Consider the following 16,930-nt stretch of genomic DNA (forward strand, 5'->3'; position numbering starts at 1 on the left):
CATAGACAAATTCCCATTATGATGGCTTACCGATGAAACTTATTCGTTGACGTTTTTTTCCTTTTTCCAACTCAACAATCACTTTGTTAAATCTGAAGGGGTCGCTTACGACCTGAAAAAGGAACGACATGTACAACAAGACGACAAGTTTTATTCAAGCGGATGGGTTCAGGCTAAAAGTCATTGAGCAAGGCCAAGGACCAACACTCCTAATTATCGGCAGTGCAGATTACTACTATCGCATTATGCCGAATGACATCTATCAACATTTTTACTGTGTATTCATTGATCACAGAGGTTTTGCGCACTGCGAAAGGCCTGTTCATTTACATGACGTGTCATTGGAACAGATATCAAAGGATGTTGAACGAGCCTGCAGTCAACTCGACATTGAACCTTGTTGGGTGATGGGACATTCTGGCCATGCATATATGGCTCTCGACTTCGCCTATCGATTTCCAACTCGTGTAAAAGGGTGTGCTTTGATCGGCGCGGCGCCAAACTTATCAGAGGAAATGCGAACTCTACAGATGGCTAATTGGCAAAGACATGCCTGTCAGGATCGCAAAGCGGCGTTTGAGAAAAGTATCGCTTTATTGGCAGGTGATATTCAGCTTGAGCCTGATAGAAAGTTTGCCCACCTTTGCCGACGATTAGGTCCAATGCGCTGGTTCAATCCAAACTTCGATGAGCTCCCTTTGTGGCAAGACATTCCTATGCATACTGCCTTGCTCGATAAACTTTGGGGCAATGACTTTGCTCATTTGGATATCAGCACCTACACGCAATCTATTGTGGTACCTGTACTGGCACTGGGAGGCCTTCAAGATTTCAGTATTGCGCCGCTTTCTGCTTGGTCAGATGTTCATCCGCCTTTCCCCAACATAAACCTCTTCAGCTTACCTGAGTGCGGTCATACACCGATGCTGGAACAGCCAGACGACTTTATTTCTATCTTACGGGACTTTGTCAATCACTAACACTGGGCCTCGGAATCTCTCCGAGGCTTATCTTTTGCTTGATAACACGATCCTTCCCACCGACAAATGTTCGCACTTTCATTATACTGGTCAATCCAATTTACACTGCAAATCAGACGCTCATAGTACGGTAAATATAGGATTCACTCTTAGTATGGAAACACTCTCGATTGCGCAGGCTCAGAAGCTCGCTGTCCTGTCGCAAGGTTTGCCACAAAACCAGAAATCAGGCGGAGCCTTACAAAACACGCTTTCAGCATTTGAGCGTATCGGTTACGTACAAATCGACACTATCTCAGTCGTCCAGCGCGCCCACCATCACACCTTGTGGAGCCGCAATTCAAAGTATCAACCCAATCACCTTGATAAGCTGGTAAAAAATCGTTCTGTGTTTGAATACTGGTCTCATGCCGCCGCTTATTTACCCATGCGGGATTATCGCTTCACTCTGCCACGTAAACAGGCGATAAAATCCGGAGACCAAAATCATTGGTATCGCCGCGATAGCCAGTTGATGAATGACATCATGAGTCGAATTGAGCACGAAGGGCCATTAATGGCAAAAGACTTTGAGTCTGCGGGCGTCAAAAAACAGGGCTGGGGGACCAAGCCCACTAAGCAGGCGCTGGAGAATCTCTACATGCAAGGTGATTTAATGATCACCGAGAGGCGCAACTTCCACAAGGTGTACGACCTGACAGAGCGAGTCCTGCCGCAAGGGATAGATACCTCAATGCCAAGCGATGAAGAATATGGTCGCTATCTGGTGATGAATTACCTCAGAGCACACGGTTTTGGTCATCTGTCGGAAATCAATTACCTACTCAAAAACACCAAGCAGCTGGTGAGTAATACGTTGGGTCAATTGTACCAACAAGGTGAAATTTTTCCATTTAAGGTCAACGGTCACACCTATTACACGTTCCATGGAGCGTTTGATTTACTCAGTAAGCGCGTCAATCGCCAGAAGGCCAAAATACTCTCTCCGTTCGATAACTTACTGATCCAGAGAAAACGTGCTCAGAAGATTTTCAACTTCAATTATCTTCTTGAATGCTATGTACCAGCGGATAAACGTCAGTTTGGCTACTTCTGTCTACCTGTCATGTGGGATGGAAAGTTAGTCGCTCGCATTGATTGCAAAGTAGACAAGCCAACCTCAACACTTCAGGCGCTGAGCTTACATATTGAACCCACACTGAGAAAGCGAGATGACTTCCACTCAGCTCTCGAACAAGAGCTATCGGATTTTGCCCGATTCAATCAGTGTGAGCAGTTTCAAATACAGCAGATTCACGCCAAACCTTGAGATTTAAACAAGCCCCGACTAGGGCAACCAATCGGGGCATTGAATGCAGTGAAAGCCGATGATCAACTCAAATTAGAACACTTTTTTGATCGCGGCATCGGCACATTCCACATCTAGGTGACCACCTGGCGCTCCACCTACACCAACAGCCCCTATGAGGTTGCCATCAAGCTGAACAGGAACGCCTCCCGCTAAGAATAGCAAGTTATCGTCCATGTTTTGCAAAGGTTGTAAAATTGGCTTGTCAGCAATCAACTTCATCAGGTTACCTGACGGCTGTTTCATGCTGGCGACAGTAAAGGCTTTCTTTCGTGAGCTGTCTAAGGTGTGGATGCCTGCCCCATCTGAGCGAAGTTGAGCCAGTACATTGCCTGATAGGTCAACCACTGTCGCTGATACTTTATAGCCTTTCGCTTCACATTGGTGAACGGCTTCTTTTGCCAGACTGAAAGCGGACTGAGAGGAAATTTGCGTTACTGCTACTGTGTGGCCTTTATCTGCGGCTGACGCATTAAAAGACATGGAAAGGAAGCCAAAAGACGCTGCTAGTACGCTAAGTTTGATAGTTTTCATATTCACTCCTACGAGATAGACCTTGTTTGATTCAAACAGGTACATCCTAACCAAGGCTCGATTACTGAAGACTTTCTCAATCATTACAAAACTGTAATCTTGGTTAAATTCATCAAAGGTTATTGGTAGAGTATGAAAGACTGTTTAGGGAGAGTGAGGAAATGGACCGCTGATGAAAATACTGTTGATTGAAGATGACACCCACATTGCACGCTTTCTTGTCAATGGCTTCCAGCAGGAAAGCTGTACCATAACACACGCCACCAATGGCATTGACGGGTTACACCAAGCCATCAGCGAATCCTACGATGTGATTGTGCTCGACATCATGCTGCCACAGAAAGATGGCTTTGAAGTTTTAGCTCAACTCAGAGGAGAAGGCTATACAACACCGGTTCTCATCCTCAGCGCAAAACACTCTGTTGATGAAAGAGTTAAAGGGCTGCAATCGGGGGCGGATGATTATCTTGTTAAGCCATTCGCTTTTCCGGAACTGCTGGCTCGCTGTCAGTCATTGACCCGCAGAGGTCAGCAGAACACTGCCCAAAGTTATCAATTGAGCTATAGCGAATTATCTCTGGATCTGCTCAAGCACTCACTTGAAAGAAATGGCACCTCGATTCAACTCAATCAACGAGAATTCATGTTGATCAAACTGATGCTGGAAAACCCTGAAACCGTCCTTTCAAAAACCGCTATTCTTGAGCAAGTCTGGGGCCATCAGTTTGATCCGCAGACCAATGTAGTGGATGTCCTAGTCTGTCGTTTACGCAGCAAAGTGGACAAAGGCTTTGATAGCCCATTAATTCATACACTCAGAGGGGTTGGCTATGTCCTCAAGTCATAACATTGAGCAGGCACTGGCCAAGGCACGCAACACATTACTGATGCGTTTTATGGCGCTCTTATTGCTGTGCCTAATACTGGTTGAAGTCGTGGTGGGTGTGATGTTCTTCTTCGATTTATATCGCACCGAGAAGAAAATCCTCAACTCAATGGCCACGGAATACCAGCGTATTCTTACCTACGATTCAGCCGATCAACTGATTCACGTCTTGACGGCCAATCCGCATCGCCTGATTGAAAACAATATCGCAGCCTTTTCCATTTCGAAAGAGCGTGCTGCCAGACCCAACTTTGTCGCTGGTGATAGCAACTTGCCAGCCGACATCCAACTCGATAAGTACCTCACTGGTGATAAATCCTGGTTCACGGCTTTCATTCTTAACCCATATATATCGCTGCAGATTAAAGGAGAAACTCTGGATTTTTGGTTAGTTCTCGACAATCAACCGCGTTACGCCATCGCCTACAAACAATGGCTGATGACCTTGTATGCGTTGATTGTGTTGGTTGCTATCACGACCTTGTTCACTCACCGCATTATTCGCAGTGCGATGTCACCACTGGTGACACTCGGAGACTCTCTAGACAGGCTCAGCCAAGGCAAATTAGAGATGACGGACAAGCCAGCCGCTATGCCACAAGGACTGAGCGTCATCAGTGCCAGTGTGCATGACGCTATCGCCCGGCTTCACCATGTCACCACCACACTCAATACGACCGTCGATGCTATTGCTCATGATATCCGTACCCCCTTGTCACGGATCACGCTCAGTTCACAATCCGCACTGTTAGACAACAAAGACACTCAGCAAATGGAGCACGCTTTATCTGATTGCGCTGAATACGCCATGCAAGCCAACAATATGCTTACTGCTTTGATGAAGCTCAACGATGAAGTCACTGGCAAACGTGAGCAACAAAGCACCTCAACCCATGTCTCTGAGGTGCTGAAAACCGTCGTGAGCTGGTATGAAGACGTAGCGGATGACAAACAGATTCAATTGCAGGCAACGGCTGACGACAATCTCATCATTCAATCAGACCCAGAAAAACTCACTCAGGCGCTGGTTAATTTGGTCGACAACGCAATTAAATACACCGAAATGGGCGGTAAAGTTAGTCTAAAGGCGCATAAAACAAGTGATCATCAGGTTGAGATTCTTGTCTCAGATACGGGCATTGGTATCGACAAACAGTATCAGGATTTGATTTTCGAACGGCTCTACCGCATCGATGCAAGCCGCAGCAATATTGAAGGTTACGGGCTAGGCCTATCACTTGCCGCCGCTATGGTTGATAACTTAGGTGGTAACATTCAACTGGTGTCTGAACCGAATCAAGGCAGTACATTTACGATTACATTGACCGCAAACTCAAACAGTCATTGATACAAAAAGGGGACAAGCGTCCCCTTTTCATGTGTTACATAGCTCATCGACTGTAGCGCCATAAGCGGAACTTAACCAATAAATTAAACATCTTATTGTCCCATGGGGCAGCAATCATACTCGCAAGATCGATTTTTCCTTTCTTCACCACACCTTTTGCTTTGCTGAAATTCAGAAAACCCTCTTTACCGTGGTAATGTCCCATTCCTGATGCACCCACGCCGCCAAAAGGAATATCATCTGCCATCACATGAAGCATAGAATCGTTGATGCAAGCACCGCCAGAATGAGTCGTATCAAGAAGCTGATTTGCCCGGCGCTGATCATCATCGAAGTAGTACAGCGCTAGTGGTCTCTCGCCCGCTTGAACGTACTCAGTCACTTCCGACATATCCGAATAGGTGATAACCGGAAGAATCGGACCAAATATCTCTTCCTGCAACACCAACATGTCGGTCGTTGGATTAAGCACAAGCGTCATTGGCATTTTTCGAGTGCCCGAGAAGTCTTCATTTGCAGGGTTTATCTCAATTAATGTTGCGCCTTTGTCCTGTGCATCTTGTAGATAATGCTGAAGTCGGCTCAACTGACGTTCATTAATGATCGCGGTGTAGTCGTGATTATTTTTCATGCTTGGATAGCGGCTGGCGAACACTTCATTAAATGCCTCGCAAAACTCCTCCACTTGAGAGTGATGACAGAACACATAGTCAGGAGACACACATACCTGACCCGCATTAATCGCCTTACCAAATGCGAGACGTTTGGCCGCTTCTTTGGCAGAGTAGCTATCATGAATAATAGCGGGCGACTTCCCTCCAAGCTCCAGTGTTACAGGCGTTAGGTTCTCTGCCGCAGACTTCATCACCAATTTGCCCACGCTGGTTGCTCCCGTGAACACCAGGTGGTCAAAAGGTAATTTGGTGAACGCGCTGCTGACCTCAACATCGCCTTCCACGACTGCCACTTCATTCTCATCAAAAATAGAGCTCAACATCTCTTTCATTACCGTAGACGTGTTCGGAGCAAATTCTGATGTTTTGATCATGGCTCGATTGCCTGCCGCAAGAGCACCGACAAGCGGTGATAAACCAAGAAAAATCGGGAAGTTCCAAGGGACAACGATGCCAATCACACCGAGTGGTTGATATCTCACCTCAACCCGAGACGGCTTAAGGGAAAGAGGCACATGGCGTTTTTGCGCTTTCATCCATTTGCGTAAATGCTTTTTGTTGTATGCAATACCTTCCAATGCAGCAAGAATTTCCACCATCATGGTTTCCGCCGAACTACGGTTACTGAAGTCAGCACTGACAGCCTCAATAAGCTTATCTTTGTAGTCCAACACCGCGTAGTTCAGCTTTTTCAGCTTAGCGATACGCTCATCTGCATTTGGCATTGGGTTTTCTGCAAATGCTTGTTTCTGAACGTCAAGCACCTGATTTAGGTTGTCAAATGAAGAGTGTGAGTGGTCTATCATTACGGCTGTCATAATTCTGTCCTCCAATCTGATTTACACAAATTATACGAAGAGAGCGGCAATAAAATAATTGAATATTTTTCTTACCCGTTACCAAAAATTGGAATAACCAAGTTTATACTGTAGCTATGCACAAAGTTTGTCGGTGTTGGAAAGATCCTTCATTAGCCAAACTCTACCAGTGGCATACAATCAATAGCCATGAAACCAACCCACACTGACTCATTTGCTAATGTGCTATGTGGTCGACAATTGAAGAGAAGAACTATGCTTGATGTTTCGGATATAAAGCTACTGCAGAAAGTCACAGAATTGGGCAGTATCAACAAGGCTGCTGACGAGCTTTATATGTCGCAACCAACTTTGAGCAAGCGTATTTCACGACTGGAACAGACTCTGAATGTAAAGTTGTTTTTCCGTCATAGCTCAGGAATGCAACCGACTGACGTGACTAACTACCTGATAAAAAACGGACAGTTGGTGCAGGCCAAGTTGGACTCCATGTGCCGACACGTCGAACGACTTGCTTCTCTAGAAGGCGGTAAGCTGAATATCGGTGTTGGGCCTATCATTGAGCAACTATACTTTCCCAAAGTCCTATTGGATTTTGTCGAGCAAACCAGCCAGGTCAAGACGTTACTCAAAACCGCGAATGCCAGTGAACTGCTCACTATGACAATGGATGGCCACCTCGATGTCGCTGTAGGACCATTTAACATTGATGACTTACCCAATGAGCTGATTTCCGCCCCTGTACAAGGTGCGCCTATAGTGTTTGTCGCTCGTCCAGAGCATCCATTGTTTAGCGACAAGAAACCCAATTGGGATAAGCTTAAACAGTACCCTGTGATTGCGCCTGATGCGGGTAACACACTCAAAAGCCATCACTCAAGTCAGTTCAACAGTGACTTCGTCCAGATCACCTGCGATAACTACACCACATCGAAATCTCTGGTCAAGACATCAGACTTTCTCACCGCGGGCCCGAAACTGCTCTTTTCCCGCGAGATTCAAGAACAGCAGTTGGCTGAGATTCCACTAGAATCGAATATCTACTGGCAGTCATCGTGGATAGCACGGCGAGAAGCGGTGTACACTCCAGCAGTCAACAAATTCATTAAGATTCTGGAAGCTAACGCGCTCGCTGGAGGCTAAGTTCAGCCAACACTGGCCTGAACGTAAATGCTTCAGGCCAAATCATCAGATGATTTCGTTAACGCATTGCTTCGAAGCTGAGTGGGTCCGCGTTACCATCACAATCAAACTTAGCGACATGTTCGTCACCCCCTAACGTCGTCGGTACACCACTTTTCGCATTCCATTCAAAACCGCACTGCTTGCTCTCAATCAGGCTGTAAATGTAGCTGCTACTAATAGACAGCGGGTCGCCGTCATTGCTGCAATCAAACTTGGCTATATGCTCATTACTACCCATTGGGCTTGGTGTGCCTTTGGCGGCATGCCATTGCAATCCGCAGGAAGAGCCGTAAATATTGGCGTAGATGTAACCGTCTTCGACCTGCACAGGATCGGCTGAGCCATTACAATCAAATTTTGCCACATGCTCATAGCTGGCTAGCGCGATCGGAGAGCCCTTGTCTGCATCCCACTCCAAACCGCAACGTTTACTTTCAATCGTGGCATAGGCTTTCCTCTTGTTCGCCTCTATATCGCCAACAAGAGGAAAGCCATCAAGGCGTAATCGATTTTGCTTGATACCGAGAAACTCTAAAATCGTTGGCACAATAAAGGTTTGAGCTGGCAGGTTATACAGGCCGTCAAAGTCTTGGTTCGCTACCGAAACATAAGATTGATAGTGGTTGTGCAAAGTTTGGTTGGAAGCAATAAAAATGGTCTTTTCACTCGTAGTCTGGTTACCATGACCACCGCCTGTTCTAGCATTGCGGCCATGATCTGTGGTGACCAGAACTAACCAATCCTCATTCTTTTCAAGCTGGCGTTTCTCAACCGCATCTAGCAGTTTAGCCAGCCTAGCATCGCTGTCTGTAATTGATTTATCGTACTCGTCACCCCAGCCATGGCTATGACCTGCACTATCAGGCTCATCCAAATGAATAAAAATTAGATCAGGGCTTTGAGAGTTCAGAACATCCAAGGTTCGATTTACACTGTCATCGTCACCGCCCCCTTCAGAATGAGCTGTCAACAGAGGCATATCTGCAGGGAAATACAGTGTATTAATCGTTCCCCAGGTCGAAAATGAATACATCTGAGCTTGGTCGTTAGCATTGTGAACCTGACGAAAGATACTCGGCCATTCAGAATCAGCGGGGCCAACACTATTGCTCGATATGCCATGTTTGTTGACCCAAACACCAGTTAGAATCGTCGTCCAACCTGGGCCGCTGCTGGTCTTCTGTTCACTGAATCGCCCTTTGACACCTCCAGCATAAGCTTTCGTTATCTGGAGACGATCAAAAGCAGGGGTCGACAATTTACCGATATGTTCAAACTGCATGCCATCAATACCGACCAGTAAAACCTTCTTATTGCTCGCCTGCGCAGAGGTAGCAAACATAAAAAGCAGCAGAATTAGCCAACGAAACGCTGTTAGTCCTTGTGCCATGATTGTTATTCCTGTGGAGTTAAACACGCGGACGATTTAACACAACATTCATGACATCAATGTTATATGGCGATGAATTTTGACAAGCAATAAACTCAATAAGATAGCAGTATGCGAACTACATAGGTGGACGCATTGCAGTCAGATTGTACTCTAACGCGGAGCTAATCAGTTTCGGGGGCGGAAGTTTTGGCCTTGTGGCACTAGACTGATGAACAGAGGCCTGTTGGTGTAATTCATCACCTAGTGTCGTCTTATAAATCAACTCGTCTGAACCGCTTGGCTCATTGTGACATAGGTAGACTTGAGTCGAATCTTTGAGCTCGTATATCTTCGCCAAAGACTCATACGTCGGATCAGTCGCTTCAACCGGCGACCCTTCTCGCAAATGCAAATGTGAGTCCCCCACAAACAATGCGTCACCAATCTTAAAGGTTAGATCAGATGGCGGATGCCCTGGGGTTTCCAAGACTTCTATATGCGAATGGCCAAAATCCAGTTGCTCATTTTCCAGTAAGAAATGCTCAAAGTGATAAAGATCGGTGAGTGACAGATCATCCTTGCAGCTAGCGTACACCTCTTTGACATGATCAGAAATGTAGATTGGTGCTTGTAGTACCTTACTAAGATAGAACGAACCCGACAAATGATCAGCATGAATATGTGTTTCAAGAATCGCGGTGACATGAAGTTGATTTTGTTCAATATGGTCAATAATTTGCTGCGCGGATTCAAAACTGATGTGGCAGTTTTCCTCATCATAATCAGCAACAGGATCGATGACTATTGCCTCATTGGTGTCCGAATCTGCCACAACATAACTCAGGCTACCGGATTGAGGATGAAAAAAGTGCTGAATATTTTGGGTTGTCATTATGCCCTCCCAGAAAGACCGCTTTTGATTGAACGTAACGTTGAGTTTAGTCGCGATTGACGTTTAACGAGAGGTGCATAGACCATTATTTGATTCCCTTTTTAGGGAGAAAAAATACATTACGATTTTTTCTGTTTAAGAATCAGGCCAATACCAATTTGGCGATGAAAGAGGGTCCAAACCCGGAATAATCGTCTGACCAAACTCCTTGTCCAGTTGAATAGCATTGCATTCTGGATGCTCCGACAACGCCGCAATCAAACGTGGAGCATGAGACACAACCCAGACCTGAGTATTCTCGGCCGCGTGAGAAATCAAACGCGCCAAAGCGGGCAACAAATCGGGATGAAGACTGGTTTCAGGCTCATTGAGAATCATCAGACTTGGTGGTCGAGGCGTGAGAAGAGCGGCCACCCATAGCAAGTAACGTAAAGTCCCATCGGACAACTCAGCACCACTTAATGGCCTTAAAAGTCCGTGCTGGGAAAACTCCAATGAAAATCGACCATCGACCTGATTGACGATGCGGATGCTAGCGCCAGGAAAGGCATAGTCGATGGCTTTATAAAGCACCTCTTTATCACCAATTTCGATAATGGTTTGTAAGGTAGCAGCCAGATCACGGCCATCATGATGCAAAACCGAAGTGCGAGTGCCAAGCTGAGGTTGCCTAGCTGGGGCGTCTTTGTCAGTCCTGAAGTGATCGTAGAAACGCCAGCCGCGAATCGTTTCTCGCAGCATAAATGCCTCTGGCGTGGCCATCGGGTCGGCAATTTGATCAAACAGGCTATGATACGTGGCAATATGGCTAGAAATGACTTGCCATTTTCGTCCTTCACGCGCTTTAATTGCTGAGCCATTTCTGTCTATTAACGCACTGGCAGGTCGATAAAACGGACCATTCCAAATACATTCTCGTTTGATCTCAGGGTCAAAACCAAACATTGACATAGTCGGTGCTGGTAAACCCAACGAAATCGCGTAACTAAACTCTTCGGTTGCGAAGCCAAGCTTGAGACGTTTAACACTCTGCCTAACCGTGGCTTCAACGGCGTGTTCACCTCGCTTCATCGAGTTGGTTATCTTTTCCGGCCCTGCCCAAAATGTTGAATCAAGCCCACCTTCAGTTGCTAGCGCAGATACAACACCACCTTGCGCGGTATCAGCCAACAAACGCAGAGCTTTATATAAATTGGATTTACCGGAACCGTTAGCTCCCGTTATCACGTTCAATCTGCCTAGTGGCATAACCAGATTTAGAATTGAACGATAGTTTTTAATCGCCAACGCGGTAATCATAGTCCCCTCTCATCTGAGCTAAGCGATACACCTGTTACTTTTGGACAAAGACAACCGTAACATTCGCAGTTTTGGATGTCATGCAAACACCGCGTATTGAAGAGCATCACAGTATGGCCCAGACCTTTTTGTGAGACGTCCAGCACAAATCTATCAATTTAGTGACTTGGTATAGCCAATCGGGCACTTTAACTAGTCTTTTGGTTAGATCGATACAGACTTTGTTTTATATAATTGTTGATATTCTAAATTGATTAAGAAATTTTATAAGAACATCTATAAAAAATATATAATATATTTAGCACTTTATTTTTTAATAATAAAGAAAGTTTTTGTTGGTGTTCGATGTTAAATATTAGGAAAGACACATTGGTAAGATTATTATTACTTATAGTTTTATTTCCGAATTTCTTGAATGCTAAAGTATTAAAATTTGGTAATGATAATATAGAATTCATTTCTACTCGTGGTGATAAGTTTAATCTATATCCTGAAGTAAATAGATTTTTAATAGATAAATATCCAGACTCGATATCAATGTCACCAGACAGAAAAAATATAATCATACAAAAAACGCTTATTAGCTCATACGTTGATGAATCAGGAAAAGAATCAGAAGAGATAAAAGGTTATTGTGACATAGTAAGAGTGGATTCAGGATGTGTAATTGGTACCTATAGTGGTGAGGTATGCGGGGCAAACTGGTCTACTGATAGCAAGCTACTTACATCCTATGGAGAAATAAATATACCTAATCATTCTGAGCAACTGCCTCCCAAACTGATGGTCAGTGATATTGATTATCAAGATATCGATTTTACAATCGAAAGTTACATGGCATGCTATCCAATCACCGATGAAAATAAGTCTTTCTATATGGAGATATCGAATAAGCTTCTAAAGAAAAATAATAATATTTCTGATTATAACGTCATAAATGAAAGATTAAATCACCTAAAAAACAATTACAAAATAAAATTAGAACTTCATAGCCAATCACTTTGCTACAAAAATGAGTTAGTACTATCAACAGTGGTATTGGAGAATGAAAATCTAGTATCATTTTGCCTTGATGAACAGGATGTTATATATAGATACGGAAATATAGACAACGTAGAATTGACCTTTAGCGAAAGCTCTAGAAGAAAATTTTACTATGTTAATGAATCTGGCGGTTCCGTTAACGATGAATCTATATTTTTTTACATCGGAAAGTACAAACACTTATATAAGAATGTAACTTCAAATATAATACTATCAGCAGAAAAAAAGAATTCAAATGGTAAATGGGACAGGGTATTTTTTAAGCGAGAAGATTTAAAAAAACGTGGGAGATACGAATCATTTCCAGATCTCAAATTTTTTACTGAAATCCAAAGAACCGAGTATTGGAATGGGGATTGGTAATTTATCGAGTTAACTTTAACTCGATTTATATAATTATTCTAACGTTCAATTGATTCGTAAGGAGTAAATAAACTTTAAATGCTATTATTTAATGCTACAAGGAGAACAACCACAGTCATTAAAGTTTTATTAATTCTTATCTGTGGAGTTCTTTATCCATACACTAGTCAAAGTTCACAAAAAAAGGTGATAAATGAACTCGACCTAAGAGGTGTATCTGGGTATCTAGAACAAAACTATCGGTTAGAGAGGCTTTCGTCTCCCTTCAATAGTTATGTCTACATACGAAACGAAAATAATTGCGGTGTGTTATCCAAAATTGACCACGGTAAAGCAAGAACTTTAAGCCTTCCTGACAAAAGCGTGATCGCATTATGTGGCGATATTTCCTATTTTGGTAATACTATTTTACTTTATGACAAGCCAATGGGGTTTGGTAGTCGCATAGAGTACTCTTTCAAGCTAAATAAAAAAGAAATAAAGCTAGAAAACATGTATTTTAGTGATAATTTGGGTAATTACTATTCGATATTAGACAATAAAGAAATGATGATATCCTATGATGAAGACCCTAGAAAGAGAAAGTTAGTAGCGATAAAATCAAACTCAAAAACAATTTGGCTTTATGATATTAAAAATGAAAAAAGTGGAGAAAAAATCATTACCAAATTAAAAGAGATATCTATCAAAGAAAATGAAGATATCATAGTAACTGGTGCTACAGAAGAGTATATGGAGTCTGAATTTTTCGTATTCTATAAACTGGAATCAGACCGCTTTCAAGGCTATGTTTTGGAATCAGATATAACACTTAACTAGTAAAAATCAGTTTAATTATTTCAGATTAAGAGATTAATTTAAAATAACAATCATGGTAACTATATGATTTTGGTATTAAGAATATTTACTTTGATAATTATCACATACTCTGACTACTCGTTTTCTTATCAGATGTATGATTTTTACAATAACTATGCAGAAAAACTCAAACAGCGACAGTCAGAATATAAACAATATGACACAGAGCTCAATACTCGGTACAAAGCTCTCAAAAATAAGTTGAGAACATTCGAATTAGGCGAAGATTTCAAAGAGTCCCAGATCGAATGGATAAATTATAAGAATAAAGCTTGTTCTGTAGCAGAGTTTTTTCCTAGCGGTGAACCCATTACTGACGTAATGACAAAGTATTTAATCGCAGAATGCAATTCATGGGTGACCAAAGCAAGGTTAATTGAGTTTAACTATATAGAAAATAAAAATGTGGAGTTGGCCTATTTAATATCCAGTCGAGGAAATAATAATACATCCGTAGAGCAGAGGCTAAAATCATGGAATGATTATATAAAAAAAAGTTGTCGAATAAATAAAAAACTACACAAAGAGAATAGATCATCTTGCGAAATGAGATTAAATTTCTATTATAAGGAAATATCGTTGTGATTAGCAATATTACTGGAAACATAGTTACTATTACTTTCACAACATTCATTTTTTCTTCCTCTGTTTTACACGCTTCGGAGTCAGAAATGGGGATGAAATTTAACAATAACATAGCCTCTGTCAGAGTATGCGAGAATGAAATTTGTAGAAATATTTATTTAGAATACAGTGGCTTAAATGAATTTATAGATATAAAAAAACTCTCTACTCCATATGAAAATTATTACTACCTCTCTGATACCTTTTCCGGAGCCAATGAATGTGGGAAAATATATCACTTAAACAAGTCAGAAGATGCTTTCGTTTACATAAAGGATAAAAACATGGAAGAAGTTACTCTCTGTAATATAAAACAGTCCGACGACTATATTATTGATAGTAATAGAAGTTCAGCTTTAGAAACTTATGAAAGTGTATGGAAAATAAAGAATGAAAAGTTATTGCTAAGTTATGAAGACAAGATTGTAGGTGATTTTTACATAAAGAGAAAAACTTCGAAAGAAGAATTTTTAGTTAGCCATGAGAAAGATATATTAAAAAGACAAAGACTCCATGCTAAAGTCACTACCAATCGCTCCTATTTTTATGATAACGAGTTTAACAGACTCGGAAGTTACGTTATTGAAGGTGATGAAGTTAACATCACCGAATATTACTATGATGGCAATATTGAATGGGCACTTGCAAAGTATAATAATACAATTGGCTATCTAAAAAAAGATTCATTACTCGTGAGCGTAAATTAATATATGATTGATATAAACCGACAGGAATAACAAAAATGAATTTACTGTTTACATTCACGCTCATATCTAGCTTCATAGCCACTGAAAATTTTGATGGATATTATTCATTAGAGTGTGATGGTTTTCATGAACCTTCTGGAAAAGTATTAATCGAGAATGGTGAAGCAGTGATTGAATTGGCAACCAATCAAATATATATCAAAACTCAACTCCTGAATCAAGGTGATAGTTTTCAACTATATTATAAATCATCAGATATTGGACTAGGAGGCTTTGATATACCATTTGACACAATAGATGCTACATATCCGATTGCACAAATAAACCAAATAAGAAGTGGAATCGCGCTTAATTGGTTTGGGTTAATCGATTCCGATGGAAAAAAGATTGATCTCCCTTTTTATTCCTTACCTATCGATAAAGGTATATTGAAACTACAAAGGTGCAATTAATAATGAAGTCAATTTATGTGATATTTGTATTGTTTCAGTTAATTTTTATGAAATCGTCCTTAGCTTTTGAGGATAAATATTTTCACGCAAATTTTAAAAACTCATCCTTTATAATAAAAAGCAATCCTATAGAAAACGACCTTTTTATCTATAGAGACAATAGTTTGTTCGTCAAAGCTAGTAACTTTACTATCGATGGATACAGTGTTTTCAAGGAAATAAAAACCACATCAGATGGATTTATTATAACTAATAGAGGCAATGATTTTTCAGGCCAATTTGATATATATATAAAATATGAAAGCGGTAGGTTTAAAATAACTAAAACAAAGTCATATATTAGTTATGTATCAGATGGTATTTTTTTAGTAACCAAAACATGTCAGAAGGACACTAACATATTATTAGAAGATGCGATGGTGTCTGACTTAGAGCCTTTTCTATCAGTGGAAGGTAACAAGGGTTTTAATGACTATTGTCACGTCGACGTTGATTCTGACTACGGTTTATCAGAGATTGAAAGAAAATTTAGACAAAAAGAAGTAGTTATAAGCCAAAATCTATTGAGGCTTTTGAGTACTTTATATCCTATAAAAAAGGAAAATCAAGTTTATTATAATAATATAGCTTATTATATCTCTAAGGCAGGGCATCACCAGTCTTCGATTGATATTCTAGAAGATCTAATCGCTATAGTTCCCAATAGAACTGTCGCCTACCTAAATCTTGCAGACTCATATCAGGCATTAAAGAAAAACAAGCTGGCCAAAAAAAATTACCAGATGTATTACGAACTTATGAAAAAAAATAATCGATCTAATAAAATTCCTGAGAGAGTGTACATCTATCTTAAAATTGACCACCTTAAAGATAGCATAGTAGAAAACCCCCTATCATCAAAGATAGCAGTGTCCCACTCCAAACCAGTTTATAGAAGTGTCGAAAATCAACTTTGGATAAATGACACCTTATATACAGGCATACTAGATGTCTCTCATATTTCGAGTGTTAACCTTTTTGACTTCCAGGGCAAACCTGCATTAGATGTTACCAATAGCAATGGAAGAAATGCTAATTTAACCTTTCACCCAATGTATCCTGACAAAATTAATTGCATTTACAATAACAGTAAAAACAAATTTAATGGTTTACTCAATAGGAATGCAATTTGCGGCCTAAAGCTCGATATGAGGTACGCATTGGACAGTTATTCGTACTTAATCTCTGAAGTAAGCAGGGAGGAAGAAGATTATACTTTACCCAGAACCGCTGATGGTCAAGTTAAGCAGCCACTATCCATTACGATCGTAAAATACCGAGATGGTGACAACTATGTTTCCATCAACTACTCATCTTTGGACAATCTTATGGCAGCTAAACCAACGTTGAAAGCGACCATAAATGGACGCAGTGTAGAGTCCCAAAACTACTACATCCTATACAATACACAATCTATTTTGACTTCTTTTATCTATTTCTCCGAGCAAAAGGGCAGCTGGGAGCAAGTAGAACTACCACCACTTCATCAGATAGAGCGTCAGTGACA

At 41.4% G+C, this 16,930-nt stretch carries 16 protein-coding genes; 11 read left to right on the top strand and 5 right to left on the bottom strand.

All coding sequences use genetic code 11. From position 1 onward, the window contains the following. Window positions 1-128 precede the first annotated feature (128 nt). Complete coding sequence (locus OH455_RS04935; protein WP_269980554.1) at window positions 129-980, top strand: alpha/beta fold hydrolase; 852 nt, start codon at window positions 129-131, stop codon at window positions 978-980. Between the two features lie 154 nt (window positions 981-1,134). Then, window positions 1,135-2,289 carry a winged helix-turn-helix domain-containing protein gene (locus OH455_RS04940; protein WP_269980555.1) on the top strand — a complete coding sequence of 385 codons (1,155 nt, stop codon included), beginning with the start codon at window positions 1,135-1,137 and terminating at the stop codon, window positions 2,287-2,289. 72 nt (window positions 2,290-2,361) lie between these two features. On the opposite strand, the gene OH455_RS04945 is transcribed toward OH455_RS04940, so the two are convergent. After that, on the bottom strand, window positions 2,362-2,862 hold the full coding sequence (locus OH455_RS04945) for a GlcG/HbpS family heme-binding protein (protein ID WP_269980556.1): 501 nt from the start codon (window positions 2,860-2,862) through the stop codon (window positions 2,362-2,364). A 172-nt stretch (window positions 2,863-3,034) separates the two neighbouring features. On the opposite strand from OH455_RS04945, the gene OH455_RS04950 reads away from it, so the two are divergent. Next, on the top strand, window positions 3,035-3,709 hold the full coding sequence (locus OH455_RS04950; RefSeq protein ID WP_269980557.1) for a response regulator: 675 nt from the start codon (window positions 3,035-3,037) through the stop codon (window positions 3,707-3,709). Continuing rightward, a complete protein-coding gene (locus OH455_RS04955) occupies window positions 3,693-5,096 on the top strand; it encodes a sensor histidine kinase (RefSeq protein ID WP_269980558.1) in 1,404 nt (467 codons plus the stop codon). The genes OH455_RS04950 and OH455_RS04955 overlap by 17 nt, the downstream gene beginning before the upstream one ends. Window positions 5,097-5,139: 43 nt before the next feature. Here the strand turns inward: OH455_RS04955 and OH455_RS04960 are convergent, their stop codons facing one another. Continuing rightward, window positions 5,140-6,588, bottom strand: a complete 1,449-nt coding sequence (locus OH455_RS04960) for a coniferyl aldehyde dehydrogenase (RefSeq protein ID WP_269980559.1) — start codon at window positions 6,586-6,588, stop codon at window positions 5,140-5,142. A 255-nt stretch (window positions 6,589-6,843) separates the two neighbouring features. Here OH455_RS04960 and OH455_RS04965 point away from each other — a divergent pair, with 255 nt between their 5' ends. Further along, entirely contained in the window at window positions 6,844-7,731 is an 888-nt protein-coding gene (locus OH455_RS04965) for a LysR family transcriptional regulator (protein ID WP_269980560.1), read from the top strand. Between the two features lie 58 nt (window positions 7,732-7,789). On the opposite strand, the gene OH455_RS04970 is transcribed toward OH455_RS04965, so the two are convergent. The 3 genes from OH455_RS04970 to OH455_RS04980 all read right to left on the bottom strand — a co-directional run bounded on the left by OH455_RS04970 (window position 7,790) and on the right by OH455_RS04980 (window position 11,336). Continuing rightward, entirely contained in the window at window positions 7,790-9,163 is a 1,374-nt protein-coding gene (locus tag OH455_RS04970) for an alkaline phosphatase family protein (protein ID WP_269980561.1), read from the bottom strand. Window positions 9,164-9,281: 118 nt separating this feature from the next. Beyond that, window positions 9,282-10,037 carry an MBL fold metallo-hydrolase gene (locus OH455_RS04975; RefSeq protein ID WP_269980562.1) on the bottom strand — a complete coding sequence of 252 codons (756 nt, stop codon included), beginning with the start codon at window positions 10,035-10,037 and terminating at the stop codon, window positions 9,282-9,284. Between the two features lie 135 nt (window positions 10,038-10,172). Continuing rightward, entirely contained in the window at window positions 10,173-11,336 is a 1,164-nt protein-coding gene (locus OH455_RS04980) for an AAA family ATPase (RefSeq protein ID WP_269980563.1), read from the bottom strand. A gap of 369 nt (window positions 11,337-11,705) precedes the next feature. Between OH455_RS04980 and OH455_RS04985 the strand changes: the two genes are divergently transcribed. The 6 genes from OH455_RS04985 to OH455_RS05005 all read left to right on the top strand — a co-directional run bounded on the left by OH455_RS04985 (window position 11,706) and on the right by OH455_RS05005 (window position 16,928). Next, entirely contained in the window at window positions 11,706-12,743 is a 1,038-nt protein-coding gene (locus OH455_RS04985) for a hypothetical protein (RefSeq protein ID WP_269980564.1), read from the top strand. Window positions 12,744-12,821: 78 nt separating this feature from the next. Beyond that, window positions 12,822-13,562 carry a hypothetical protein gene (locus OH455_RS04990; protein ID WP_269980565.1) on the top strand — a complete coding sequence of 247 codons (741 nt, stop codon included), beginning with the start codon at window positions 12,822-12,824 and terminating at the stop codon, window positions 13,560-13,562. A 132-nt stretch (window positions 13,563-13,694) separates the two neighbouring features. Further along, window positions 13,695-14,186, top strand: coding sequence for a lysozyme inhibitor LprI family protein (locus OH455_RS23390; protein ID WP_443088586.1), 492 nt, complete (start codon window positions 13,695-13,697; stop codon window positions 14,184-14,186). After that, window positions 14,183-14,932 carry a hypothetical protein gene (locus OH455_RS04995; protein ID WP_269980566.1) on the top strand — a complete coding sequence of 250 codons (750 nt, stop codon included), beginning with the start codon at window positions 14,183-14,185 and terminating at the stop codon, window positions 14,930-14,932. Before OH455_RS23390 ends, OH455_RS04995 begins: the two co-directional genes overlap by 4 nt. Before the next feature lie 35 nt (window positions 14,933-14,967). Next, window positions 14,968-15,384, top strand: a complete 417-nt coding sequence (locus OH455_RS05000; RefSeq protein WP_269980567.1) for a hypothetical protein — start codon at window positions 14,968-14,970, stop codon at window positions 15,382-15,384. A 2-nt stretch (window positions 15,385-15,386) separates the two neighbouring features. Then, window positions 15,387-16,928: a hypothetical protein gene (locus OH455_RS05005; protein WP_269980568.1), complete on the top strand. Its 1,542-nt coding sequence runs from the start codon at window positions 15,387-15,389 to the stop codon at window positions 16,926-16,928. Window positions 16,929-16,930 lie beyond the last annotated feature (2 nt).

The sequence above is a fragment of the Vibrio sp. T11.5 genome (genome assembly GCF_027587155.1).
Taxonomy (GTDB): Bacteria; Pseudomonadota; Gammaproteobacteria; order Enterobacterales; family Vibrionaceae; genus Vibrio; species Vibrio neptunius.